Consider the following 21,252-nt stretch of genomic DNA (forward strand, 5'->3'; position numbering starts at 1 on the left):
CGTCCGTCGCCAGGATCACCGAACCGTCCGGGCACGTCTGCGTCGCTGGAGGCGGCGGAGGCGGCGGCGGAGGCGGCGGCGGCGGCGGCACAACCACCGGCGCTGCGAAGTTGTAGATCAAGCTCAGCAGCAAGCTGTGCGAGCGCCACTTGCCGGTCAGATCGACCTCGTTGCTCGTCGGTCCACGCGGGCCAGGAGCCTCATCGTCACTGAATTTGAGCCGGCCGGTGTTGAAGAATCGATACTTGAGGCCAAGATCGATGTTCGGGCTCATGGCCGCGCGGATGCCGGCGATCACCTGCCACGCAAGCGCAGAGTCGGTGTCGCGGAAGCCGAGGCCAGTGTCATCGGTAAAGGCCCGATACTTGACCCGGGCGATGCCGACACCAGGGCCGACATAGCCGGACCAACCGTCGTCATTGCCGAAGTCGAGCAGCAGGTTGACCATCGCCGACAGGGCAGTCGCGCGACCGTCGGCATCGAAGTGATCGCCAGGGCCTGCGCCGGAAACAAAGTTGCTCAACTCGATTTCGTCGACGCTGGCGCGCTTGTAGGCAAGCTCGCCCTCGGCGCGGACCATGCCGAAATCGTAGCCGACGATCCCGTCGATATCGAACCCTGTCCTGTGGTCGACGATGAGGACATCATCGATCTCTGCGGGGCCGATATTGTCTTCATCCTCATAGTCGAGGTTGAAATCCTCGACGAGCATCAGGCCGCCTTCGATCCCGGCATAGAGCGAGCCGTCGCGAGCGACGGCCGGAGTGGCCAACATCGTCGACGCGAGCGCTATGCCAATGGCCAGCTTGCGCATAATTGTCCCCTTTCAGCGTGCGTTCTGGAATTGAACTGCCCGAACACATTATGAGAGCGTCGGTTTCCACGCAAGGTCGCTGTTCGCGCAAGCTGTTGCCAAAAAGCCTCAACTGACCGCCGACCGGACCAAAATGCGAACCCGCGGCGACTTTCTCAGGTTTCGATGAGGCCGTGGGCTCGCATCGCGGCGAGAATCGCACCGATCGCCGCTCGCGCTTCGAGGTCGGCGATGCTGCCGCCGGCCGGCGCCGGGATCGCGGCTTGCCGTGGGCCCACGACCTTGACTGCGTCGACCGTCACTTCCGAACCGCGCAGCTTGCCGATCTCCCACGCTCCGCTGCGATAGACGGCGGTTGTGCCACTGCTTCGAACCAGTGCGCTGAGGCCGTCGAATGGCCTGACGAAGCGCCAGCCGCCGCTGGTGTAAGCGGCGAGCTTGCCGGCCTGGCCCGACCAGCTTCCGGTAGGGCTGCTGCCGACGATGTAACAGCTGCCGACTGACGGCGACGCGGGCGGGGTCGCGAGCGGCGTCCCTTCGACCGCGGCCGAAACCACCGCGTCGAGCACCTGCAGCGCTTCGTTGTGATACAATTCCTTCTGCGCCTGTCCGGGAACGATGAACGGCAGATCAAGCCGCGGGGTCGCACTCATTGATTGTCTCCTAGGATAAGGTGATCGGCAGGGTCGCGGCGCGCGAAGTCGCGAAGTCGCCGAGTTGCTGGACCGACAGGGTGGCGCTTCCGGCGCCGAGCGGGGCGAGCTGGGCGGCGGTGAAGATGATTGCAGCGGCGCTGGTTTCCGCCTCGATTCGCCCGAGCGTTCCATCGAGCGCCACTCGATAGAGCTCGCGCGCCTCGCCGAGCGGCGAATCCATGGGAGCGGGCAAAGCCCTCTTCCTCGCCGGTCCGCAGCCAGGCCGGCACGAACGGCCGCAAGACGTCCGGCGAACTCTTCCGCCCGAACAACCAACTCATGTGAATTCCTTTGAAGCCCTCTTCCCTGGCGGGAGAGGGAGAGGCTAATTCCGAAGTAATGGGATGGGAGGGCATGCTGCCCTTCGCTTTATTTGCTACCCAGGCTCTTCAGGCACTTCACCAAATGTTCGTCGAGCGCCTTCATGTATTCGCTACCGATTTCGGGCCGGAAACTGATCAAATCCGCTCCCCCCTTCGACCGGTTGCAAGGCCCGCAGGCAAGAACGAGGTTGTGCAGGAAATCCCGCCCACCATTGTGCTTCGCTCGCACATGATCGCGCGTCCGGTCGTGCGACAGCCGTTCCGGAGGCATCCATTGCTTGCAATGGAAGCAATGCCCACCAAATTGCTGGAAAGCGGACCGCAGCGCCGCCGCGGCACCCAATTCCTTCTTGCTCTTGCCAACCGTGTAGAGCGGCGTGTCGTTGCCATCCACGCGCGCAAATTTGATCGCATTGTACGGCTTCTTCTCGAGCGGATGGGCCGCAATCATTCGCTGCAAGAGCTCCATGCAGCGATCGAATAGCTCGGTAAGCTTGAAATTGGTTTAAAGCCTCCGAACCTGCGGCACTCCGCTCCGGCTTTCGCCCAGCACCGTCATCGCCCAGACCATCGCGTCCGCCCGGTCCGGCGAGCGCCCCGGCCCTTCGTAATTTCCGCCGGCGATCAGCCCGCTGAGCTCGGCCTCGAGCTTGGGGAAAGTCCCCGCGAACAGCGCCCGCCCGGTCTCGAATCTCAACGCGATCGGCTCGGCCCTGGCGACCTTGCCCTTGGACGCGTGCACCAGCCGCACCGACAGCCCGGTGTCGGCGGCCATCAGCACGCTCTGGACCATCGCCCCGCCGTTGTTGGCCTCGGCCACCACCTGCGAGGTGTTCCAGCGCGCCGCCGCGCTCGCCACTTGGTTGGCCCAGCCTTCGGGGCTCAGGCCCTCGACGCTCTCGTCGGCGATCACGTGCAGCCGCTCGCCGGCTCGTCCGCACACCACGATCCCGCACGCGTCGCTGCCTTCGCCGGCTCCGGCCGGCGGGTCGACCCCGACGAGGATTCGGTCATAGGGCGCGTTCGGCGCCACGCAGCGGCTTCGTTCGATCAGCTCGCGCGGCCACAAGCTCCCTTCGGCCTGGGCGATCAGCTCGCCCTCGAGCTCCTGCAACCCCAGCCGGGTGCCGCCATAGGTGACGGCCATGATGTCGATGAACTGCTGGTCGAGGTTGATATTGTCGCAGGTCCTGCCGCCGGTCGTCACGGTCCATTCGTCGGCCTTGATCCGCTGCAGCAGCTCGAGCGGCCTGGGCGTGGTCGTGACCAGCGCCCGCGCCCGCGGACCGCGCCGCAAGCCCATCTGCAGGTTCATCCACGCGCCGTCGGCCTCGCGCCATTTGGCGAGCTCGTCGCACCAGGCGAAGTCGTGCTCCGGCCCACGCAGTCCGTCGGCGTGATCGCCCGAAAACAGTTGCGCCTGGCTGCCACTCCGCCAGGTCAGCCGGTTGACGCTCGGCTCCCATTTCACGCGCCGCTGGTTTCGCCCGGCGACGCTCAGGATTCCGCTCACTCCCTCGACCATCACCGCCCTCGCTTCGACGATGCTCGCCCCGACCAGCGCGATCCGCAGCGGCTTGCGGCCACAGGCGAGCCGGTGGATCCATTCGGCGCCGGCCCTGGTCTTGCCGAACCCGCGTCCGGCCATCATCAGCCAAACCCGCCAGCCTTCGCCGAGCGGCGGCAGCTGGCCGTCCTGGGCCCAGCTCTCGAAATGCGCGTCGAGCATCAGCAGGTCGCTCGGAGTCATCGTCGCGATGATCCGAGTGCGCTCCTCCGGGCTGGCGTTCGCCAGCCGCACCATCAACTGGCGCGAATAGGCCGGGCTCATCCTTCACCGCCGGAACCGCGCTCGTCCTGCTGCCGTTTGAGGCGGTCGAGTTTCCGGCTGATCTTCTCGCGAAGCTCGTCCATCTCGTCGACCGGCAAATCGCAATCGGCTTCGATCGCCGTTTCGCGGTGCATCTTGAGCAGCGTCAGCGCGACCTGGTTCGAATAATCGATCATCCGCTCGACGCTGCCGTCCTTGCGAGTGATAATCTTCTCGGTGCCGTTGAGCGCCCGGTCGAGCAGGATCAGCTCGAGCCGGCCGTAGGCGACCCCGATCGCCTCGATCCAGCCGGCGCGGAACGCCGCGTGGGTCTTGCGCCGGGCATAAGCGTGCTGCGGCGACACGCCGGCTTCCTGGGCGGCCAGCTTGACGTTGCAAGTGTCGCCCAGGACCGTCAGGAAGTTTTTCTCTTTCTGCTTCGTCCACGCTTGCGGTCCGGGCTTGCGCAATCGCACCCGGCCGTTGCCGTCCAACACCAGTTCCGCCCGGTCCAATCGATCTTTTTTCGAGCGCGCGGCCTCGCTCTTCCGCTTCGCCATGCCCGCTCCAATGTCGTTGAAAACCGCCGTCGTTTGCGAGCAAACGAAAGGGCCGGAGCAGCGTAATGCCGCCCGGCCCTTTCGTGCTGCTGGTCGAGGCGCCGCCAGCCCCGACTCGCAATTTGTCACTGTTCCTGTCGTGTACCCAATGAGCGTGACGCTGTCAAGCTATTTTTTGCCTATCTGGTTAAAATATGTTCGCTCGCAAGGGACCCGCACCGCGTTCTGGACTCCCGCTACGCCGGCTCAGACCGGGTGCAGCGCTCCGCGATAGTCGGGGTCCTCGAGGGTCCGTCCGGCGCCCATCGCGACGCAGCTCATCGGATCGTCCGCGACCCGCACCGGAAGCCCGGTCTCGTCGGCCAGGACCACCTCGATCTCGCGCAGCAGCGACCCGCCACCGGTCATGGTGATCCCCTCGTCGATGATGTCGGCGGCGATTTCCGGCTGGGTCTGCTCGAGCGCGACTCGAACGATGTGGACGATTCGCGCGACCGGCTCGGCCAGCGCTTCGGCGATCTCGGCCTGGTTCAGGCTGACCTCGCTCGGCACGCCCTTGGCGACGTCGCGGCCGCGGACGTGCGCGACCAGCCCCTTGCCGCTCTCCGGCGCCTTGGCGGTGCCGATCTCCTTCTTGACCCGCTCGGCGGTCGCTTCGCCGATCAACAGGTTATAGTTGCGCCGCACGTAGGAGCTGATCGCATCGTCCATCCGGTCGCCGCCGATCCGCGCCGACTGGCTGTAGGCGAGCCCGCGCAGCGAGATCACTCCGACCTCGGTCGTGCCGCCGCCGATGTCGACGACCATCGACCCGATCGGCTCGGTTACCGACAGCCCGGCGCCGATCGCGGCCGCCATCGGCTCGTCGATCAGCGACACCTGGCTCGCACCGGCGTGCGACGCGGCGTCGCGGATCGCCCGCCGCTCGACCGATGTCGAGCCGCTGGGAACGCACAGCACGATCTCCAGCCCGCGCGCCAAGCGGCTCCGGCCGCCCTGCGCCTTCTGGATGAAATGCTTGATCATCTGCTCGGCCACCTCGAGGTCGGCGATCACCCCGTTGCGCAGCGGACGGATGGTTTTGATGTTGTCGGGCGTCTTGCCCATCATCAGCTTGGCGTCGGCGCCGACCGCTCGCACCCGCCGGACTCCTCTCGACATCTCCATCGCGACCACCGAGGGCTCGCTGATGACGATCCCCTTGCCCTGCAAATAGACGACGGTGTTGGCGGTGCCGAGGTCGATCGCGATCGCTCGCGACGAGATCCGGAATAGGCGCGAAAGCAGCATCGGAAGATGGCTCCTTGTCGGCGCGCCCATGTCCCTGGCCGCCGCCCCGCTTTTAGTCCGTCCGCCGCCGCCTGGCGAAACAAACTATCGCCGATGCACTATCAGCCGTTATGCTGCTGCGCCAAACGGATGATCGGGAGCTGGATGAGCATGGACGAACCGCGGTCGGACTCGCCCCAGGATGAGCTGGCCGGACGGCGAATCCTGGTCATCGAGGATTCGCCGGTCGTCGCCGAGGCGGCCGACGACATGCTGCGCGACATGGGGTGCGTCGTCGTCGGTCCGGCGACGACCATGGCGCCGGCGCTGGAGATGGCCGGCGAGGAGCAGCTCGACGCGGCGATCGTCGACATCAACATCCGCGGCGGCAAGGCCTATCCGGCGCTGCGAATCCTTCACAGCCGCGGAATCCCGTTCCTTCTGACCAGCGGCTATGCCGACTGGACCTTGCCCGAGGAATGGCAGGACCGCCCCCGGCTCGCCAAGCCCTACACCCCCAACCAGCTGCGCGAATCGCTGCTCGCACTTCTCTCCGGTCAGGCTGGGTAAATCCGCCGGGCTTGATAGCGGCTCATCTATTCGCGCATTCAGGGGATATCATGCTCGGACGAAAGCTCTTCAGGATTGTCGCGCCGCTCGCCCTGCTCGCCTCGGCCGAGAGCGCCGTCGCGGCGACCCTGATGGTCACCAGGACCGCGTTTTGCGGCTGCTGCAAACTGTGGGTCGAGCGCATGAAGGCGGCCGGCTTCACCGTTCAGGTCAAGGAGGTCGAGAGCGTCACTCCAACGGCGCGCAGGCTCGGAGTCCCCGACAAGCTGCGCTCGTGCCACACGTCGCAGATTGGTGGCTACGCGATCGAGGGCCATGTTCCCGCCGCCGATATCAAGCGGCTGCTCGCCCAGAAGCCCAAGGCGGCCGGGATCGCCGTTCCGGGGATGGTCGCGGGCACGCCCGGGATGGAGCAGGGCGGGCATTCGGAGCCCTATCAAGTGATCCTGTTCGACCGGGCCGGCAAGACCCGGGTGTTCGCTTCCCACTAAAAACCCGACGGCGGCGGGCTGCGGCCCGCCGGCCTTATTTGAGGATCGCGCTCGCGACCGTCACCACCCGCCAGCGGGTGGATGCGCTGCGCTGCTGCTGCGCCGGCTGCGGCTTGAGCGAGCGATAGACCGGCGCCGACCCGGTGCCGAACGCGAAATGGCTGTGGTCGCCTTCGTCGAGCGATTCGATCAGCCGGTAGCCGGCATTGCGGAACGCCGCGGCGATCTGCGCGTGGCTCACTCCGCGCCGGCGGGCGATGTCGATCGCCCGGCCGCTCAAATGGAAGCTGTTGGCGACTCCGCCGACTCGGCGGTTGCGGTCGCGCGAGCGCCAGGTGCTGGTCACCCGGCCCCATCGGGAGCCGATGCTGGCCGCCGCTGACAGGTTGATTCGACCCACGGTCATCGCCGCCGGCGCCGCCGGCGCCTCCGATTCGGAACTCGCGGACATCAGCGCCGCCTCGCTCGAAACCGGCCGGACCCCGAAGTCGGTCGGCTGCGAAGCCGCCCAAACGGGCGCCGCGCTCATCACCAGCAACACACCTGACAACGTTTTCAACATGCGAGAATCCCCCCGGGTCGCAGGGGCTCGTATACACATTGTTAACCGCCCGGACAACCGCTCCCGGGCCTGAATCGTCACCCGGATCGGGACGGCTTTCGCCGCTTGACAAGCGGGCTATAAAGGCCCCCGTTTCATCGCCCCGGACCGCCCCCCTCGCGGGAGAAATCTTGCAGTGCCAAGACGCGTCAAGGACTTCATCGAGATCAGCGAATACACCTCGCTCGACGACCTCATCCGCTTCCTCGAGATCATTCGCGGGACTCTTCCCGAGGAGTCCGAGGCCGAGCTCAAGATTCGCGGCGACGAGGTGTTCGGCCGCCGCCTGACCATCACCTTCTTGCGCGACCTGACCGACGAGGAAGCCTCGCTCGAGGCGCGCTACACCGGCGACTCGACGCCCGAGCCCGACGCCGCGATCGAGCGATTGCGCGCCAAGCTCGACAAGGTGCCCTACCGCGACGCCGGATCCAGCCCCTAGCCGCGGTTTTCCGGAATCCAGCCGATCAGCAGCATCTGCGCGGCGAACCCGACGACGTAGGCGATCGGGATGTACCAGGCTTCCCTGAGCCACCGCCAGGCCGACCGCGCCTCCGGGTACACGACCGTCACGGCGACGCCCGCGGACGATCCGAACCACATCATCGAGCCGCCAAAGCCGACCGCGTAAGCCAGCAGCCCCCAGTCGTAGCCGCCCTGGGAAAGCGCGAGCATGGTCAGCGGAATGTTGTCGAACACCGCCGACAGCGCTCCAAGCGCCGCGACCGATTCCCAGCTCGGGACCGGCAGGCTGTCGACCGGCATCAGCGACGCCGCGGTGACCAGCATCACCAGGAACATCGCTCCTTTGAGCGCCGGGCGGGTGATCGACCAGTCCGGCTGGCAGATCGGGCTGGTGACCAGGATCGCTGCCCAGATCGCCATTCCCAGCCACGGCGCGGACTCGCCGACGCCGGTCGCATTGGCCCAGATGTTGGTCGCCACTGCCGCGAACAGGATGAAGGCGACGATCCCGATCCGGCGCCAGTGGAGCGGGTGCCCGGCCGGGTTATGGGCGAGGATCGGCTGATAGGCGTGCTGCACCCACGAGCCGGCTGTTGCAAAAATCAGGAACGCCGGAATGGCGGCTGCATAGGCAGGCAGGACGGTGAGCGGCGACACTCCGTGAAGCCACATCAGTGTCGTCGTCGTATCGCCGATGACGCTGCCCGCTCCGCCGGCGTTGGCCGCCGCGACGATCGCGGCGATGAAGCCGATGCCGACACGGCCCTTGTAGACGTGGCGAGCGATCACCGCTCCAAGCACCGCGCCGGCGATATTGTCGAGAAACATCGACATCACGAACACCATCGCCAGCAGCACCAGCCCGCCGGTCCAGCCATCGGGCAGATACCTTGGCAGATGGTCGGGCACGTTGCTTTGCTCGAACTGGTTTGAGAGGACTTCGAACCCGACCAGCAGAAGCAGCAAGTTGATGAGAGTCGTCCCCTCGTGAGCGAAATGCTCGCCGAGCGCTCCGACCCCGGTGCCGGTCGGGAACCGGGTGACCAGCCCCTCGTAGGCGAGGATGACGGCCAGCCCGACGGCGGCGATCGGCAGCACGTGGCGATGGAACACGGCGATCGCCAGGAGCATCAGCCCGAACAGGATGAACTCGACCGGGACGCCGAACACAGCCGGCGCGGCGATTGCTAGATTTTCCATCGCGCGGCGATAGCGGCGGCATCGGCGCCTTTCCAGCCAAAGCGCCCGCTCGCCTCGCCCGGGGGGTTGAAGCCCGCCGCAAGGATTTCGCAGTGCCAAACAAGCGCGAGACAAAGCGGCGGGCTTCGCGAACCGCATACGGTTGTTTTGTTGCGCTCATATGAACGCCGCGCTGGCCGCTCGCGAAAGGGTCGGCGGCCCCGTCGGTAACCCTTTGTTTACCATCCTTGACCACCTTCGGAAGGACAAGGAGGTCGCCCCATGTCGTTGCTGGCCCATCTCGACCCGCTGGATTCGACGGCCAACCGGCGGGCCAGCCCCAGGCGCACCTTGCGGCTGCAGGCGCTTGGAACGACGTCCTCGCAGCACGCCGCCGAGGTCGCCATTCACGACCTCTCGCGCACCGGCCTGCTGCTCGAGACCTCGGCCGAGCTTGCCCCCGGCGAGCGGATCGACGTCGAGCTTCCCGAAGCCGGCCGCACCGAGGCGAAGGTTATCTGGAGCAGCGGGCGCTTTTTCGGCTGCAAGTTCAAGCAGCCGATCCCGCCGGCCGCCCTCAGCTCGGCGATCCTGCGAAGCCCGCCCGAGCCCGCCGACGACCATTCCGATCAAGTCGCGAACGCGCTGCTCGAGCTCCAGACTCTCAGGACCCAGGTCAGCGAGATGACCGAGCATCTCGGCCGGATCATCGATCGGCTCGCGCCCGCCGGCAAGGGCGGCGCTTAGGCCGGGCGGCTAGGCGGCCGATCCGCTCCGCCGCTGGTCATCGGCCGATCCCGGCGGATCACCGGTCGACTCCTCGGACGATGGGTGCTCGTCGCCGCGCTGGCCGCCGCCCATCCGAAGGAACGAATTGACCGTGTCGGCGGAAACCGCGCGGCCGAACAGCCAGCCCTGCGCCTCGGTGCAGCCGAGCTTGCTCAGCTCGCCGCGAATGCTTTCCGTCTCCACGCCCTCGGCGGTGATCGGCACGTTGAGCCTGTGGCCGAGGCTGGCGATGGTGTTGACGATCGCCGCCGTCCGCTCGCTCTTGACCATGGTGTTGATGAAGCTGCGGTCGATCTTGATCCGGTCGACCGGAAGCGTGTGGAGCTGCGACAGCGACGCATAGCCGGTGCCGAAGTCGTCCATCGAAATGCTGATCCCGAGGTTCTTGAGGCTTTGCAGGATCGTCGTCACCTGCCCCCGGTCCTCGAGCAGCGAGCCCTCGGTGATCTCGATTTCCAGCCGGCTGGCCGGAAAGCCCGTCGCCGCCAGCACCTTGACGATTTGCGCGGCGAGCGTCGGGTCGCGGAACTGGACCGGCGAGACGTTGACCGCGATCTTCAAATGCGCGGGCCAGGTCCGGGCCTCGGTCAGCGCCTGCTCCATGACGCTGATCGACAGCGGCCCGATCAGGCCGGTCTTTTCGGCCGCTTCGATGAAGCATTCGGGCTCCAGAAGCCCGGTCGGCGAGCGCCAACGGGCCAGCGCCTCGAAGCCGACCAGGGCCTTGCTCGACAGGTCGATCAGCGGCTGGAAGAAGGGCACGAACTCGCCGCCCTCGATGCCTCGGCGGATGTCTTCCTCGAGCTTCAGCCGGGTCGCCAGCTCTAGCTCCATTTTCTCGTCGAACCAGGCGAGGCAATTGCGGCCGGCCGCCTTGGCCGCGTACAGGCTGACGTCGCTTCGGTGCAGCGCCGACTCCTCGGATCCGCCGTGGTCGATGGCGGCAAGGCCGATCGACGACGACACCTGCGCCTCGATATTGCCGATCCGGAACGGCGTGCTGAGCCTCGCCAGAAGCAGCTTGCCGAGATCCTCCGCGCCTTCGTTGCTGATTCCGTCGAGCAGGATCGCGAATTCATCGCCGCCGATCCGCGCGCAGCAGCAATCCGGCGGCGCCGCGCCGCGAAGCGTGTCGGCGATCGCCCGGAGCAGCTGGTCGCCGACCATGTGTCCGTGGAGGTCGTTGACCCGTTTGAAATGGTCGAGGTCGAGCATCAGCAGGACGCCCGGCCGCCGCGACTCCAGCACTTCGGACAGCGAGCGCAGCAGCTCGCGCCGGTTGGCGAGCCCGGTGATGTGATCGGTGTTGGCGTTGCGGTGCGCGCTCCGTTCCGCGCGTTCGTGCGCCTCGAGCGCTTCGCTGAGGTCCTTGGATCGCCTCCAGCCGAACAGGATGATGGCGATGTTGAGGATGAACGCCATCTTCAGGCTGCCGCCCGACGCGGGCAGCTCGACCCCGGCGATCGCCGACGGCAGCACCTGGCTGCCCAGGCCGACGAACAGCAGGATCGCCGCCATCGTCGCGCAGGTCGTGATCAGATGGCTGCCGGCGAGCCGGACCGCCTTGCTTCTTGGCCTGTGCACAAGCTTTCCGTCGCGCTGGTCGTCCACGCCCCCCTCTTCGCCCGGATGTGTGAAAATAACCCTACTGCGGCGCGAATATTTGCGAATCGCGACTTGACGGGCCGTCCGTCTAAAACGGCTCGAACCAGCCTTGGCCGTTGCGGTCATTGCGGGATGGTGCAACGTTCGATCGATGGTTGGGGGCTATCTGGCAGTCTTCGTCGGCGCTGGCCTTGGCGGCATGCTTCGCCACGCCGTGAACCGCGCATCCCTGGTCTATTTCGGCCCGGCCTTCCCTTACGGCACGCTGTTCGTGAACATCGCCGGCGGCCTGCTGATGGGCGTGATGGCCGAGCTTTTTCTCGTCAAAGGCGGCGGCAGCCAGGAGTTTCGGCTGTTCCTCACCACGGGGTTCCTGGGCGGCTTCACCACGTTTTCCGCCTTCAGCCTCGAGGCCGCGCTGATGTGGCAACGCAGCGACTTTGCGGCGCTTGGTTCCTATGTCACGGCGTCGGTGCTGCTGTCGGTCGCCGGATTGTTCCTGGGCATGGCGGCCGTTCGAACCCTGACCTGACGATTCAACCCGGGCGCCGCTTGGCCCGGGCTTATCCCGCCCATTCCTCCATCGCCGCCCGGTATTTCTCCCGCGCCTCGTCGAGCTTCACGCCCAGCCGCTCGCGCTCCTCGCGCTGCTTCCTCTCGAGCGCGCGCCGCCGCTTGTCGAGCGCTTCCGCCTCCGCCTTCAGCTCGGCCAGCGCATCGCGATGCTTCGCCTGCGCCTCGGCGAGCGCCTTTTCCGCCCGGTCCACCCCCGCCGAGCTCGGCCGCGGCCCCGCCTTCCGCTTCTTGCTCCTCCCCTCCCGCGCGCGGGAGGGGCCGGGGGTGGGCCGGTCCTTCGATTTCTTCTTGGCCGCACCAAGCGCCCGGATCTGCTCCGCCTCGCTGCCGCGAAGCACTCGCACCACCTCGCCCGGTCGCTCGAGCGGCGCGCGGGTCAGCTGCGGATCGGTGACCACCTCCGCCGCCCCGCGAGCGAACAGATTGGTGTCCGTCCCCCAGGCCTCGAGCGCCGCCTTCTGGCTCGGCGCGGCGACGTACGCATCATGAAACCCGATCGGCGTCCGAAACACCTTGAGCTTCTTTCCTCCCCTGCCGCGACCGGCAGGGGATCGAGCCGAGGACTTGTCTTTCCGTGCCTTAGCCACGCGCGGTCAACGCGCGAGAGGCCTACAACTCCCCGCTGAACGGCTGCACGTCCACCGGCCCCTCGAACGCGATGAACAGGACGCACTGCGCGCTCGACCGGCAGCGAGCGCGGTGCGGCAGCTTGGCGGGCCCGTACGCGTAATGGCCGCTGCGCAGGGTCGCCGCCGGAGCGCCCTGATATTTCACTTCCAGCTCGCCCGACACCAGGATCATGCGCTCGGCCGAACTGTGCGAATGCGGCGGGATCGCCGATCCGCCGGGCACCCGCAGGAAGATGTCCGAATTGGGCTTGGCCGGGTCGCCGTGGAGCACGGCGATGCCGCAGCCCTGAGGCATGCCTTCCGGGCACGCGCCCCATTGCAGGCCGGCATCGGCCGCGGTCTTGGCGAGCGGGACTTTCGACGCCTGCGCGCCCGCCGCGGCGGCGTTCGCCATGTTCGCCTCGTTCGTTAGATTCGCATCGTTCGTCACGTTCGCATCGGTCGCCGCGATCGTCTCGTTGGCGGCCGGATCGGCCGGCGCCGGCGCTTCCCTGACCTCGCACCCGGCCAGCACCGCCACCGCGGCCGCCATCGCCGCTGTCTTGAGCAACCGATCAGTCATCCCACTTCTCCCCTTTTCAACTCTGTCAAACGACGCATTGCGAAGCCCGGGCTTAGCCCGGACTGGAGCAATTCCGACCCCCTTGGCTCAAAGTACCACTTTGAGCCAGACGCGCTAATAGCCCATCAGCGCCAGCACCTCACGCCGGCTGCGCTCGTCCGAGCGGAAAATCCCCATCATCCGGCTGGTGGTCATCATCACTCCGGGCGTGTTGACTCCGCGCGCGCTCATGCACGCGTGGCTCGCCTCGATGACCACCGCGACGCCCTTCGGGTCGAGATGCTGGCAGATGCAGTCGGCGACTTGCGCGGTCAGCCGTTCCTGCACCTGCAGGCGCCTCGCGAAGCCGTGCAGGACCCGCGCCAGCTTGCTGATTCCGACCACCTTGTCGCGCGGCAGATAGGCGATCGACGCCTTGCCGATGATCGGCGCCATATGGTGCTCGCAATGGGACTGGAACGGAATGTCCTTCAACAGCACGATCTCGTCGTAGCCGCCGACCTCGTCGAAGGTTCGGCTGAGGTGGATCGCCGGGTCCTGCACATAGCCCGCGGCATATTCGCGCCAGGCTCGCGCGACGCGCTTGGGAGTGTCGAGCAGGCCTTCGCGATCGGGGTCGTCGCCGGCCCAGCGGATCAGCGTCCGGACCGCCTCGGCGACGTCGTCCGGTACCTCGACCTTGGGCGGCGGTTGCACCAAATCGCCATCCTCGGGCTCGCCGCCCTGTGCTGGGGTCATTCTCAAGCTCCTTGAATGCACCGGCGCAATAGAAGCGCCCGCGCGCGCCTGCAAACGCGACCGGCGGCGGACTGCGCAACCGCGGGGGCGGTCTCACCACTGCGAGCTTGCCAACGCCCGCTATCGACCAAAAACGGGCATTGGGCGTTGTCCCCTATGGAATGCAACCGGCAGGAGAGTTACAAAGGGTGCGCGCTGGCAGGAAGAACGTGCCCGGATTGCAAGACGCACCGTGCTGAACGCTAGCAAGCTTGCGTGTGTCCTATTGGGTTCGCTGATGTTGGCGGCCTGCGGTTCGCCCGAACCGGCTAAGTCAAACGTGGCGCCGTTTGCTGAGGCTAGGCCAGCCCCAGCGGCAGTGGCGCCGACTGCGGCTGAGACCTTGGCTACGCGGCTCGCGTTTCTGGATCAGGCGGTCACACGTTGGCAGGAAGCCCCCACTTTACGTGTCGCACATGAAGCGGCCGAGGAGGCGCGGAACCTCGTCGTTGGCGCAACTGGCCCGTTCTACGGTGATGCCAATGGAGATGGGAAAATCAGCGGCGCCAACTCGGTGGGGGTTCTTCCCGGGCTTAAGGGCGAAGCCGGTCTGGCCGACCCTGATGAGAATAGCTGCGTTGTCGCCGATGTGCTCGGAGGCCGCTGGAGCGACCCGGCAATGCGCTGGTCTCGACTGCAAGGGGCGATCGCCTCGTGGACGCCGGCCAAGAACACCTTCCCTTCCTTGCCCAGCCACCCGCAGCGAGTGGTCGGATGGGCTTCACTCACGCTGCAGTCCAACAGGCTGGCCGATGCCCATGAATACGCAAGTCATGCTCGGCTCCACGCAGATATTTCGCTGCGAGCGCTGCACAACTGCCGCCGCTGAACGATTGAGCCAATGTCCGCTTTCGATCCCATTGCGGACATCCCGCTTTGGGGCAGTGCACATCGACCCTGAGGTGAGCTAGCGTTCGATCAGCCGGTTACGCGTGGTTGAGACTTTGGCAGCAAGCTCGTGTGCTCGTGCCTCACCCGCCACTGACCATCTTTGCGAACCCACACGCTGGTATATCGCTCGGTGAAATCCTCTTCCTTCCCTTTGTAGCGGTAACGTCCCGAGAAACGCCCGGTCACGAGCGCGCTGTCCGGCCCGAGCAGTGTAACCTTAACGTCGTCTCCGCGTGCATTCAGCAGATCCACCTCTTTGGTCATGAACTGCACCTGGTTCTTCTTGTCGTGCACCGCTCCGTCGTCGTCGATGATCTGGAAATCCTCGGTGTAATATCGGTTCAAGGCCGCAGCATCGCCCTCGATCAATGCCTGATCATATTGGGCATTTGCAGCTCTCAATTGATCTTCCGGATTATCCTGCTTCGTCGACTGCTGATTGCAAGCCGCGAGCAGGCCCGTTGCTACCATCAGGCTCAAAGCGCGCATGGGGTGAGAACCTCCACTAGTTGGGTGTTCCTTTTAGCAACTGGTAACTCGTTTAGCGAAGTGTCCGCTTTCCACCCATTGCGGACATTCGACAGCTCGTTCAAAGCGGCGGCAATATGAAAACCATCCTACTGGTCCTGGGCATCGCCGCAGTGCTGATCGGATTGCTGTGGATTGGCCAAGGCACCGGTGTCGTAAATTGGCCTGCGTCCAGCTTCATGATTGACCAGCGCCCGTGGGTCACTCGCGGTGCGATCCTCACGCTTGGCGGCATCGTCCTCATCGCGGCCTCGCGACTGGGCAGGCATCGCCAGCCTTAGTTGCCAGCTGCGTTGCACACACGCTCACGTCGGCTTTCCACCCATTTCGGACGTTAGCGAATTACAGATCCGGGTCACGCTTGCAGAGGAGCGGCCGTGGAGGATGGGAGCGCTGAGCTCGGACCGGAACCGGTTCCCCTTCTATCTTGGTCGGAAAGCCGCTAACCGGTTGCCCACGCGGGCGTTTTAGACTCACATGTTCACCAGTTGGGGGCCGCCAAGGGACACATCATGGGTGCGTTGGACCAGGGGATTATCCCGGAAAATGAAGCTGAACGCATGGCCGCCGTGCACCGCTATGAGATCCTCGACACCCCGCCTGACGGAAGCTTCGATCGAGTGACGGCGTTGGCGGCTCGCCGCTTCGATGTGCCGATCTCGATTATCAGCATCGTCGATCACGACCGGATCTGGTTCAAGTCGCACTACGGCGTCGGCGTCGAGGAAATCGGCCGGGATCCGGGCCTTTGCGCGTCCGCGATCCTGTCGTCCGAGGCGCATGTTCTTGTCGATGCCAGCACCGACCCACGCTCACTGGCCAATCCGTTGGTCGCGGGAGACTTCGGGCTGCGCTTCTATGCGGGCGTTCCGTTGCAGACCTCGGACGGTTTCAACCTTGGGACATTGTGTGTCATCGACAAGGAACCTCGCCCGGTCGACCAGGCCCAGATTGACGATCTCACGGATCTGGCATCATTGGTCGTCGATCAGCTCGAGCTGCGCCTGGCCGCTCGCACTGCAATCGGCCACGCGGAGCTCATGGCCCGCGAAATCGATCATCGAGTTATGAACAGTCTGCAATTTGTGTCTGGGTTGCTGACGATGCAAAGCGAGCCGACAGGCGTCGGCGACGCGTCGGCGCGTTTGAAGGAAGCGGCAACGCGCGTCGCGGCCGTGGCCCGAGTCCACAGGAACTTCTATTCCAGCGACACCGATCAAGCCTCCTGCATTACCTTCCTCGCCCGCCTTTGCTCTGATCTTTCGGAAATCTGCGGCGTCGCGGTCGAGGTCAGCGGAGACGAAGGGATGGTCCCGACCACGCTGATCCAGCCGATCGGTCTGTTGACGAACGAACTGGTCACGAACGCGGCAAAGCACGGCGCCGGCAAGATAGACGTCATCTACAAGGTCAGCGGAGACCGCCGCGAATTGAGCGTCTGTGATCAAGGCCCAGGTGTTCCAGCAGACTTCGATGTCGCCAAGTCCGAGGGTCTGGGAATGAAGGTCGTCCGAGTCCTGGCGAAGCAGTTGGGAGGCGCAGTCGAGGTCGTTCCGAACCCAGACGGACGGGGCGCATGTTTCCGAGTGGGGTTCGCCACCTGAAGAGAGTGCTGCAATTCATCGGAACTGGGGCGCGCTGCTGTCATCAAGCAATGTCCGCTTTCCACCCATTGCGGACATTCGCGGCTTGTGGCCGCTTTCGAGCCATTGCGCGCATAGCTGAAGATCGCTTGCGAACCGCCGCGACACTCAGGGCTCCCGAGCCGGGTGCTCGTTCCTACGGCTGTTCTACCGACCGTCAATTTCCGGATCGTTTTCCTCACCGTCGCAGAAGGGTTGTTGCTTCTGAGTGTAGTCCTTTTCGGGAAGCGGGTTGAGCGTCTCGCCGGGCAGCGCCTCTCGCGCAGGCGGCTCGCCTTCGACCAGGTCGGGAGGCAGATTGGACTTGTGTTCCCTCATCGCCCGAACCGCAGGCTGCAACAGCGAGGCGATGTCGTCGGCCACCGCCGCCGCCTGGCCCCGGATGTCCGGAACCGCGACGATTTCCCAGTAACGGCCCTTGGTCAGCGGTCCCAGCGCCCAGAGATTCGCGGCGCCGGCGGCTCGCGATCGCCCGTCGACCTCCAGCCCGATTCCGAGCCGGTCGGGCCGCACCAGCCCGTCGTCGAGCATCCGCCGAAGCATCGGATCGCGGCTGCGCCCGATGGCGCCCAGCGGCCCGGTGCAATTGAACACGAACTCGAACCGCCCAAGTCCCTCTCCCCCCGAGGGCCGAGGCGCGCCGAATGTCTGGGGGACATCCGAGCACCGCAGGGCGGAGCTTGAGGGCGACTCAGCGCAGCTGAGCGGGGTGAGGGGCCAACCGCGCCGCCGGATTTCCACACCCAGCGCGCCCTCGATTTCACGAATGCCGACGATCCGGCCGGCGACGATATCCAGCCTGCCCCCGGCCACCATGTCGACGATCTGCCGCGCCACTTCCGGGGCGATCCGGTGGCGGTGAGCGTCCCACCACGGCCGCGCGTGCCTCAGGAAGCGCCGCTGCTCGGCGAGGCTGAGCCCCTGCCACAGCGCATGGCTGTGCGGCCGCAGCGAATCGACCGCGGCGCGCCAGCCGACCTCGCCGCTGCGCCGCCGCAGCCAGCGCCACAATTCCAGCAGCCCCTCGGGCAATTCACCCGCTTCGACCGGCGCCGCCGCGAACTCGGCGTGCGCCTTGGGGATCTGGCCGCGCCTCGACAGCGCCACGATCCGCCCGCGGTGGCCGGCGGCGGCCAGCGACAGCACCGTGTCGATCATCGTCAGGCCCGTGCCGATCAGCAGCACCTCGCCGCCGCTTGCCGCCGCCTCGCGGACAGCAGCCCTGGCCCCCCCGCCCCACGGGTTGTTGATGAAGCGCTCTCCGGCCGCCGCCGGCACGGCATTGAGCGGTTCGGGCGGCTGGTTGCCGATCGCCAGCACCAGCGCCCGCGCGACGACGCCCCCGCCGTCTTCGAGGTCGATCCGCCAATCGCCCGCTTCGCGAACCGCGGCCACGGCCATGTCCGCAATCGGCTCGACGCGGCCGCTGGCGATCGCCTCGTCGAGGATCGAGCGAAGATAGCGGCCGAAGTGCCGGCGCTGCGCAAAGCCGCGGGGGTCGCCGGTCTCGCGCGCGAAATGGTCGGGATCGTCGGGCCAGGCGCTCATGCTTTCCGAGCGCACGTTCAGCACATGCGCCGGCTCGTCGGTCGAAAAAGCGATTCCGTGACCAAGGCGCCCGCCGCCCTCGATCAGCACCGATGTGATGCCGCGCCGGGCGAGCTGGGCGGCGAGCATCGTGCCTGAAAATCCACCACCGACGATCGCGACCGGAACCCGCCGGTCAGATTTCATAGTCGGGCCATGCGTCCGGGTTCGCGGCGCCCTCTTTGCGCCGGGCGATCTCGTCGTGCATCGTGGTGATGGTGCGGCCCGCCGTCTGGGTGAACCAGGCCGGCACCAGCGCATGGATGAGGCAGGCGAGCCCGGCGCCGATCAGCCGGAAGGCGATCGCCACCGCGCCGATGCCGTGCGCGGCCCAGCTCATCCCCAGCGACCGCGGATGATCGGTGAACAGGCGGCCGACGAGCGATGAATTCTCGCCGCCTTGAGTCTCTTGCTGTCCTACAGCCATGGTCTTTGCTACGCGCCCCGTTTGTTCGCGATTTTGCTTCGCGATTGTGGTGGCCCCGGCAGGACTCGAACCTGCGACCTGCGGTTTAGGAAACCGTTGCTCTATCCTGCTGAGCTACGGAGCCGATCCGAGCCGAATAGAGCACTGAGCCCGCTTTGATCAATTGAGTTGGCTGGGCGGCACGACCGGAAGCGGCAGGGGCACGACCGGCACGTCATCGTCGAGCAACGAGCGCGCCTGCTCCAAAGTCGCCTCGCCGTGCACCGGGCGGCTGTCGATCTCGCCCGAGTGCATCGCCCGCGCAGTGTCGGCGAAACGGTCGCCGACCCAGCGCGAATCGCGCAGCAGCTCGGCTTGCAGTTCGGCCAGCTGAGCGACCACTTCCACGCCGGGCACGCTTCGCCTTGGCACCATCGGCGCCATCGGCGCCTTGGCCACCTGGTTCGATTCGCAGAACGGGCACAGCACCAGGCCCCGCTCCGATTGCTGGTCGAAATCGGCGCTGGACCGGAACCAGGCCTCGAACCGGTCACCGCTTTGCAGGCAGCGAAGGTCGAAGACGATCATTGCACGACCGCCGCTTGCGCAATGGGCCGGCGATGGATCAGCGACGGGATTCGTCGCCGAACATCCTCGACCCGCGAAAGCTCGATGTCGGCGAATCCGATTCCCGTGTCCTCGCCCATGTCCAGCAACAGCTCGCCCCAGGGACCGATCACCAGCGAATGACCGTAGGTCTCGCGGCCGTCGGCGTGCCGTCCCGATTGCGCGGCGGCGACAACGAAGGCGCCCGCCTCGATTGCCCGGGCTCGAAGCAGCACCTCCCAATGCGCTCGCCCGGTCGGTACGGTGAAGGCGGCCGGCACCGCGACGGTCTGCGCTCCAGCTTCCGCGAGCCTCGAAAACAGCGCCGGGAAGCGCAGGTCATAGCAAATCGCCAGGCCCAAGAGCCCGACCGGCGTGCCCTCGACCACCACCGCGCCCTCCCCCGGCCGATAGACGGCGGACTCGCGCCAGCTTTCACCGGTTGGAAGGTCGACGTCGAACAAATGGATCTTGTCGTAGCGCGCCCGGACGGCGCCGGTCGGATCGACCACGAATGTCCGGTTGGCGAGTTTTTGCTCATCGGTGCGCACCGCCAGCGACCCCAGGTGCAGCCACATGCCGTGCCGAGCTGCCGCTTCGCGACTCGCCGCAAGCACTTGGTCGTCTTCCTCGCTTCGGAGGTTCGCCGCCGCGCGCTTGGCATCGCGGTCCAGCAGCCCCGACATCTCCGGCGTGAACAGCATCTCCGCGCCGCCGTCCGACGCCTCGCTGATCGCCGCAACCAGGGCCTCGGCGTTGCGGGCAGGATCGATCCCGGTGCACGACTGGAAGAGGGCGATCCGAGCCATTGCTCAGGCGGTCAGCAACTCGTCGAGCTTGCCCCGGCTTTCCAGCTCCATCAGCTCGGTGCATCCGCCGATGTGGCGGTCGTCGATGAAGATCTGAGGAACGGTCGTCCGCCCGCTCGAGCGCTGGATCATTGCCTGTTTCTCGGCTCCGCTGAAAAACACCTCATGTTCCTGGTACTCGATTCCCTTGGAATCGAGCAGCCGCTTGGCCCGGTAGCAATATCCGCAGAAGGCTCGGGTATAGATCTCGACTTTCGGCACGGTCATTCGTCCCTGTTCACTCCCGCACTATCAACGCATAAACTGCGAAGGACGCACCACCCGCGCCCAGCTGATCAGTTCGACGCGTGCGGCGCCGGCCCGCCGCAATTCACGCGCACAGGCGTTCGCGGTGCTTCCCGTCGTCAGCACGTCGTCGACCAATATCACCGTTCGGCCATCGACCGCGGACCCGTCATCGACCTTGAACGCTCCGGCGACCACCCGCCGCCGCTGCTGCAGGCTCATACCCTTGAGCGGCGGCGTCCGTCGGATGCGTTTCAGCAGCGACGCGTCGCTCCGGATTCCCGTGTGCCGGGACAACTCGCGAGCCACGATTGCCGACTGGTTGAAGCCACGCTGCCACAGTCGGCCACGGTGCAGCGGCACGGGCACCAGCAAGGCGTTCTCCGGCTGCGTGCCCAGCAACGGCGCCATGTAGCGCGCCATCGTTCTCGCGATCGCGACCTTGCGGCCGTACTTGAGGCGCAGTGCGAGGCTCCGGGTGAGGTCGTCGTACACCACCGCGGCGCGCGTGCGCTCGATCCGCGGCGGCTTCGCCAGGCAAACCGCGCAATTCTCCGCATCCGTCGCTTGCAGGGGCGTCCCGCATGTCACGCACCCGGCCGAGCCGAGGAACTCGATGCGCTTCCAGCAATCGGGGCAGAAGCTGTGCACATCGTTGACGATGGTGCCGCAGCCGGCGCATCGGGCAGGCAAAGCGAAGTCGAGCAGCCAGTAGGCGAGCTTGCCAACCTTGAGCGCTGCCGTGCGGATCATTTGCCCCTTGTCGCCCCGCAAGGCGCGCC

The 21,252-nt window shown here is 66.2% G+C and carries 28 protein-coding genes and 1 tRNA gene; 8 read left to right on the plus strand and 21 right to left on the minus strand.

What is annotated here, in order from left to right:
* From H0T81_RS11045 to H0T81_RS11075, 7 genes are all read right to left on the minus strand, one after another.
* Positions 1 to 814 (minus strand): outer membrane beta-barrel protein (locus H0T81_RS11045; RefSeq protein ID WP_294013036.1); only part of this gene is annotated, 814 nt, incomplete at its 3' end.
* A gap of 155 nt (positions 815 to 969) precedes the next feature.
* Positions 970 to 1,467: a DUF2793 domain-containing protein gene (locus H0T81_RS11050; protein ID WP_294013039.1), complete on the minus strand. Its 498-nt coding sequence runs from the start codon at positions 1,465 to 1,467 to the stop codon at positions 970 to 972.
* Positions 1,468 to 1,477: 10 nt separating this feature from the next.
* Entirely contained in the window at positions 1,478 to 1,690 is a 213-nt protein-coding gene (locus H0T81_RS11055) for a hypothetical protein (RefSeq protein WP_294013042.1), read from the minus strand.
* 188 nt (positions 1,691 to 1,878) lie between these two features.
* Complete coding sequence (locus H0T81_RS11060) at positions 1,879 to 2,283, minus strand: HNH endonuclease signature motif containing protein (protein ID WP_294013045.1); 405 nt, start codon at positions 2,281 to 2,283, stop codon at positions 1,879 to 1,881.
* Between the two features lie 54 nt (positions 2,284 to 2,337).
* Complete coding sequence (locus H0T81_RS11065) at positions 2,338 to 3,663, minus strand: terminase family protein (protein ID WP_294013048.1); 1,326 nt, start codon at positions 3,661 to 3,663, stop codon at positions 2,338 to 2,340.
* On the minus strand, positions 3,660 to 4,202 hold the full coding sequence (locus H0T81_RS11070) for a hypothetical protein (RefSeq protein ID WP_294013051.1): 543 nt from the start codon (positions 4,200 to 4,202) through the stop codon (positions 3,660 to 3,662). Before H0T81_RS11070 ends, H0T81_RS11065 begins: the two co-directional genes overlap by 4 nt.
* Before the next feature lie 246 nt (positions 4,203 to 4,448).
* Complete coding sequence (locus H0T81_RS11075; RefSeq protein WP_294013054.1) at positions 4,449 to 5,492, minus strand: rod shape-determining protein; 1,044 nt, start codon at positions 5,490 to 5,492, stop codon at positions 4,449 to 4,451.
* A 150-nt stretch (positions 5,493 to 5,642) separates the two neighbouring features.
* Between H0T81_RS11075 and H0T81_RS11080 the strand changes: the two genes are divergently transcribed.
* Together H0T81_RS11080 and H0T81_RS11085 are read left to right on the plus strand one after the other, a co-directional pair.
* Complete coding sequence (locus tag H0T81_RS11080; RefSeq protein WP_294013056.1) at positions 5,643 to 6,041, plus strand: response regulator; 399 nt, start codon at positions 5,643 to 5,645, stop codon at positions 6,039 to 6,041.
* 50 nt (positions 6,042 to 6,091) lie between these two features.
* The gene (locus tag H0T81_RS11085) at positions 6,092 to 6,532 is read left to right on the plus strand and encodes a DUF411 domain-containing protein (protein WP_294013059.1); all 441 of its coding nucleotides are present in this window, start codon (positions 6,092 to 6,094) and stop codon (positions 6,530 to 6,532) included.
* 34 nt (positions 6,533 to 6,566) lie between these two features.
* Here the strand turns inward: H0T81_RS11085 and H0T81_RS11090 are convergent, their stop codons facing one another.
* The gene (locus tag H0T81_RS11090) at positions 6,567 to 7,094 is read right to left on the minus strand and encodes a D-Ala-D-Ala carboxypeptidase family metallohydrolase (protein ID WP_294013061.1); all 528 of its coding nucleotides are present in this window, start codon (positions 7,092 to 7,094) and stop codon (positions 6,567 to 6,569) included.
* 175 nt (positions 7,095 to 7,269) lie between these two features.
* Between H0T81_RS11090 and H0T81_RS11095 the strand changes: the two genes are divergently transcribed.
* The gene (locus tag H0T81_RS11095; protein WP_294013064.1) at positions 7,270 to 7,575 is read left to right on the plus strand and encodes a hypothetical protein; all 306 of its coding nucleotides are present in this window, start codon (positions 7,270 to 7,272) and stop codon (positions 7,573 to 7,575) included.
* Here H0T81_RS11095 and H0T81_RS11100 read toward each other — a convergent pair.
* Positions 7,572 to 8,798 (minus strand): hypothetical protein, encoded by a 1,227-nt coding sequence (locus tag H0T81_RS11100; RefSeq protein ID WP_294013067.1) that lies wholly within the window; start codon positions 8,796 to 8,798, stop codon positions 7,572 to 7,574. The two genes, H0T81_RS11095 and H0T81_RS11100, sit on opposite strands and share 4 nt — an antisense overlap.
* 261 nt (positions 8,799 to 9,059) lie before the next feature.
* Between H0T81_RS11100 and H0T81_RS11105 the strand changes: the two genes are divergently transcribed.
* Positions 9,060 to 9,524, plus strand: a complete 465-nt coding sequence (locus H0T81_RS11105; protein ID WP_294013070.1) for a PilZ domain-containing protein — start codon at positions 9,060 to 9,062, stop codon at positions 9,522 to 9,524.
* Between the two features lie 9 nt (positions 9,525 to 9,533).
* On the opposite strand, the gene H0T81_RS11110 is transcribed toward H0T81_RS11105, so the two are convergent.
* The gene (locus tag H0T81_RS11110; protein ID WP_294013073.1) at positions 9,534 to 11,150 is read right to left on the minus strand and encodes an EAL domain-containing protein; all 1,617 of its coding nucleotides are present in this window, start codon (positions 11,148 to 11,150) and stop codon (positions 9,534 to 9,536) included.
* 130 nt (positions 11,151 to 11,280) lie between these two features.
* Between H0T81_RS11110 and crcB the strand changes: the two genes are divergently transcribed.
* Positions 11,281 to 11,703 (plus strand): fluoride efflux transporter CrcB, encoded by a 423-nt coding sequence (gene crcB, locus H0T81_RS11115; protein WP_294013076.1) that lies wholly within the window; start codon positions 11,281 to 11,283, stop codon positions 11,701 to 11,703.
* A 31-nt stretch (positions 11,704 to 11,734) separates the two neighbouring features.
* Here crcB and H0T81_RS11120 read toward each other — a convergent pair whose 3' ends face one another.
* The 3 genes from H0T81_RS11120 to folE all read right to left on the minus strand — a co-directional run bounded on the left by H0T81_RS11120 (position 11,735) and on the right by folE (position 13,676).
* Positions 11,735 to 12,259 carry a hypothetical protein gene (locus tag H0T81_RS11120; RefSeq protein WP_294013079.1) on the minus strand — a complete coding sequence of 175 codons (525 nt, stop codon included), beginning with the start codon at positions 12,257 to 12,259 and terminating at the stop codon, positions 11,735 to 11,737.
* Between the two features lie 97 nt (positions 12,260 to 12,356).
* Entirely contained in the window at positions 12,357 to 12,938 is a 582-nt protein-coding gene (locus H0T81_RS11125) for a cupin domain-containing protein (protein ID WP_294013082.1), read from the minus strand.
* 114 nt (positions 12,939 to 13,052) lie between these two features.
* A complete protein-coding gene (gene folE / locus H0T81_RS11130) occupies positions 13,053 to 13,676 on the minus strand; it encodes a GTP cyclohydrolase I FolE (RefSeq protein ID WP_294013085.1) in 624 nt (207 codons plus the stop codon).
* Between the two features lie 358 nt (positions 13,677 to 14,034).
* Between folE and H0T81_RS11135 the strand changes: the two genes are divergently transcribed.
* Positions 14,035 to 14,544, plus strand: coding sequence for a hypothetical protein (locus H0T81_RS11135; RefSeq protein WP_294013088.1), 510 nt, complete (start codon positions 14,035 to 14,037; stop codon positions 14,542 to 14,544).
* Between the two features lie 89 nt (positions 14,545 to 14,633).
* Here H0T81_RS11135 and H0T81_RS11140 read toward each other — a convergent pair whose 3' ends face one another.
* The gene (locus H0T81_RS11140) at positions 14,634 to 15,095 is read right to left on the minus strand and encodes a nuclear transport factor 2 family protein (RefSeq protein ID WP_294013091.1); all 462 of its coding nucleotides are present in this window, start codon (positions 15,093 to 15,095) and stop codon (positions 14,634 to 14,636) included.
* A gap of 116 nt (positions 15,096 to 15,211) precedes the next feature.
* Here H0T81_RS11140 and H0T81_RS11145 point away from each other — a divergent pair, with 116 nt between their 5' ends.
* Complete coding sequence (locus H0T81_RS11145) at positions 15,212 to 15,415, plus strand: hypothetical protein (protein WP_294013094.1); 204 nt, start codon at positions 15,212 to 15,214, stop codon at positions 15,413 to 15,415.
* A 231-nt stretch (positions 15,416 to 15,646) separates the two neighbouring features.
* Positions 15,647 to 16,738, plus strand: coding sequence for a histidine kinase dimerization/phosphoacceptor domain -containing protein (locus tag H0T81_RS11150; RefSeq protein WP_294013096.1), 1,092 nt, complete (start codon positions 15,647 to 15,649; stop codon positions 16,736 to 16,738).
* A 186-nt stretch (positions 16,739 to 16,924) separates the two neighbouring features.
* Here the strand turns inward: H0T81_RS11150 and H0T81_RS11155 are convergent, their stop codons facing one another.
* From H0T81_RS11155 to H0T81_RS11185, 7 genes are all read right to left on the minus strand, one after another.
* Complete coding sequence (locus tag H0T81_RS11155) at positions 16,925 to 18,511, minus strand: FAD/NAD(P)-binding protein (RefSeq protein ID WP_294013099.1); 1,587 nt, start codon at positions 18,509 to 18,511, stop codon at positions 16,925 to 16,927.
* On the minus strand, positions 18,501 to 18,791 hold the full coding sequence (locus tag H0T81_RS11160) for a DUF6356 family protein (RefSeq protein ID WP_294013102.1): 291 nt from the start codon (positions 18,789 to 18,791) through the stop codon (positions 18,501 to 18,503). The genes H0T81_RS11155 and H0T81_RS11160 overlap by 11 nt, the downstream gene beginning before the upstream one ends.
* A gap of 47 nt (positions 18,792 to 18,838) precedes the next feature.
* Positions 18,839 to 18,915, minus strand: a tRNA-Arg gene (locus H0T81_RS11165).
* Between the two features lie 35 nt (positions 18,916 to 18,950).
* Positions 18,951 to 19,358 (minus strand): DUF1178 family protein, encoded by a 408-nt coding sequence (locus H0T81_RS11170; protein ID WP_294013105.1) that lies wholly within the window; start codon positions 19,356 to 19,358, stop codon positions 18,951 to 18,953.
* Positions 19,355 to 20,185, minus strand: coding sequence for a carbon-nitrogen hydrolase family protein (locus tag H0T81_RS11175; protein ID WP_294013108.1), 831 nt, complete (start codon positions 20,183 to 20,185; stop codon positions 19,355 to 19,357). Before H0T81_RS11175 ends, H0T81_RS11170 begins: the two co-directional genes overlap by 4 nt.
* A 3-nt stretch (positions 20,186 to 20,188) precedes the next feature.
* Complete coding sequence (gene grxC / locus H0T81_RS11180) at positions 20,189 to 20,446, minus strand: glutaredoxin 3 (protein WP_294013126.1); 258 nt, start codon at positions 20,444 to 20,446, stop codon at positions 20,189 to 20,191.
* A 30-nt stretch (positions 20,447 to 20,476) separates the two neighbouring features.
* A complete protein-coding gene (locus H0T81_RS11185; RefSeq protein WP_294013110.1) occupies positions 20,477 to 21,223 on the minus strand; it encodes a ComF family protein in 747 nt (248 codons plus the stop codon).
* Between the last annotated feature and the right edge of the window lie 29 nt (positions 21,224 to 21,252).

The sequence above is a fragment of the Sphingomonas sp. genome, assembly GCF_013812825.1.
Taxonomy (GTDB): domain Bacteria; phylum Pseudomonadota; class Alphaproteobacteria; order Sphingomonadales; family Sphingomonadaceae; genus Sphingomicrobium.

Coding starts and splice junctions, on each gene's coding strand:
- H0T81_RS11050 (WP_294013039.1), bottom strand. CDS start 1,467: ATGAGTGCGACCCCGCGGCTTGATCTGCCGTTCATCGTTCCCGGACAG.
- H0T81_RS11055 (WP_294013042.1), bottom strand. CDS start 1,690: ATGGATTCGCCGCTCGGCGAGGCGCGCGAGCTCTATCGAGTGGCGCTC.
- H0T81_RS11060 (WP_294013045.1), bottom strand. CDS start 2,283: ATGATTGCGGCCCATCCGCTCGAGAAGAAGCCGTACAATGCGATCAAA.
- H0T81_RS11065 (WP_294013048.1), bottom strand. CDS start 3,663: ATGAGCCCGGCCTATTCGCGCCAGTTGATGGTGCGGCTGGCGAACGCC.
- H0T81_RS11070 (WP_294013051.1), bottom strand. CDS start 4,202: ATGGCGAAGCGGAAGAGCGAGGCCGCGCGCTCGAAAAAAGATCGATTG.
- H0T81_RS11075 (WP_294013054.1), bottom strand. CDS start 5,492: ATGCTGCTTTCGCGCCTATTCCGGATCTCGTCGCGAGCGATCGCGATC.
- H0T81_RS11080 (WP_294013056.1), top strand. CDS start 5,643: ATGGACGAACCGCGGTCGGACTCGCCCCAGGATGAGCTGGCCGGACGG.
- H0T81_RS11085 (WP_294013059.1), top strand. CDS start 6,092: ATGCTCGGACGAAAGCTCTTCAGGATTGTCGCGCCGCTCGCCCTGCTC.
- H0T81_RS11090 (WP_294013061.1), bottom strand. CDS start 7,094: ATGTTGAAAACGTTGTCAGGTGTGTTGCTGGTGATGAGCGCGGCGCCC.
- H0T81_RS11100 (WP_294013067.1), bottom strand. CDS start 8,798: ATGGAAAATCTAGCAATCGCCGCGCCGGCTGTGTTCGGCGTCCCGGTC.
- H0T81_RS11105 (WP_294013070.1), top strand. CDS start 9,060: ATGTCGTTGCTGGCCCATCTCGACCCGCTGGATTCGACGGCCAACCGG.
- H0T81_RS11125 (WP_294013082.1), bottom strand. CDS start 12,938: ATGACTGATCGGTTGCTCAAGACAGCGGCGATGGCGGCCGCGGTGGCG.
- folE (WP_294013085.1), bottom strand. CDS start 13,676: ATGACCCCAGCACAGGGCGGCGAGCCCGAGGATGGCGATTTGGTGCAA.
- H0T81_RS11140 (WP_294013091.1), bottom strand. CDS start 15,095: ATGCGCGCTTTGAGCCTGATGGTAGCAACGGGCCTGCTCGCGGCTTGC.
- H0T81_RS11145 (WP_294013094.1), top strand. CDS start 15,212: ATGAAAACCATCCTACTGGTCCTGGGCATCGCCGCAGTGCTGATCGGA.
- H0T81_RS11150 (WP_294013096.1), top strand. CDS start 15,647: ATGGGTGCGTTGGACCAGGGGATTATCCCGGAAAATGAAGCTGAACGC.
- H0T81_RS11155 (WP_294013099.1), bottom strand. CDS start 18,511: ATGAAATCTGACCGGCGGGTTCCGGTCGCGATCGTCGGTGGTGGATTT.
- H0T81_RS11160 (WP_294013102.1), bottom strand. CDS start 18,791: ATGGCTGTAGGACAGCAAGAGACTCAAGGCGGCGAGAATTCATCGCTC.
- H0T81_RS11170 (WP_294013105.1), bottom strand. CDS start 19,358: ATGATCGTCTTCGACCTTCGCTGCCTGCAAAGCGGTGACCGGTTCGAG.
- H0T81_RS11175 (WP_294013108.1), bottom strand. CDS start 20,185: ATGGCTCGGATCGCCCTCTTCCAGTCGTGCACCGGGATCGATCCTGCC.
- H0T81_RS11185 (WP_294013110.1), bottom strand. CDS start 21,223: ATGATCCGCACGGCAGCGCTCAAGGTTGGCAAGCTCGCCTACTGGCTG.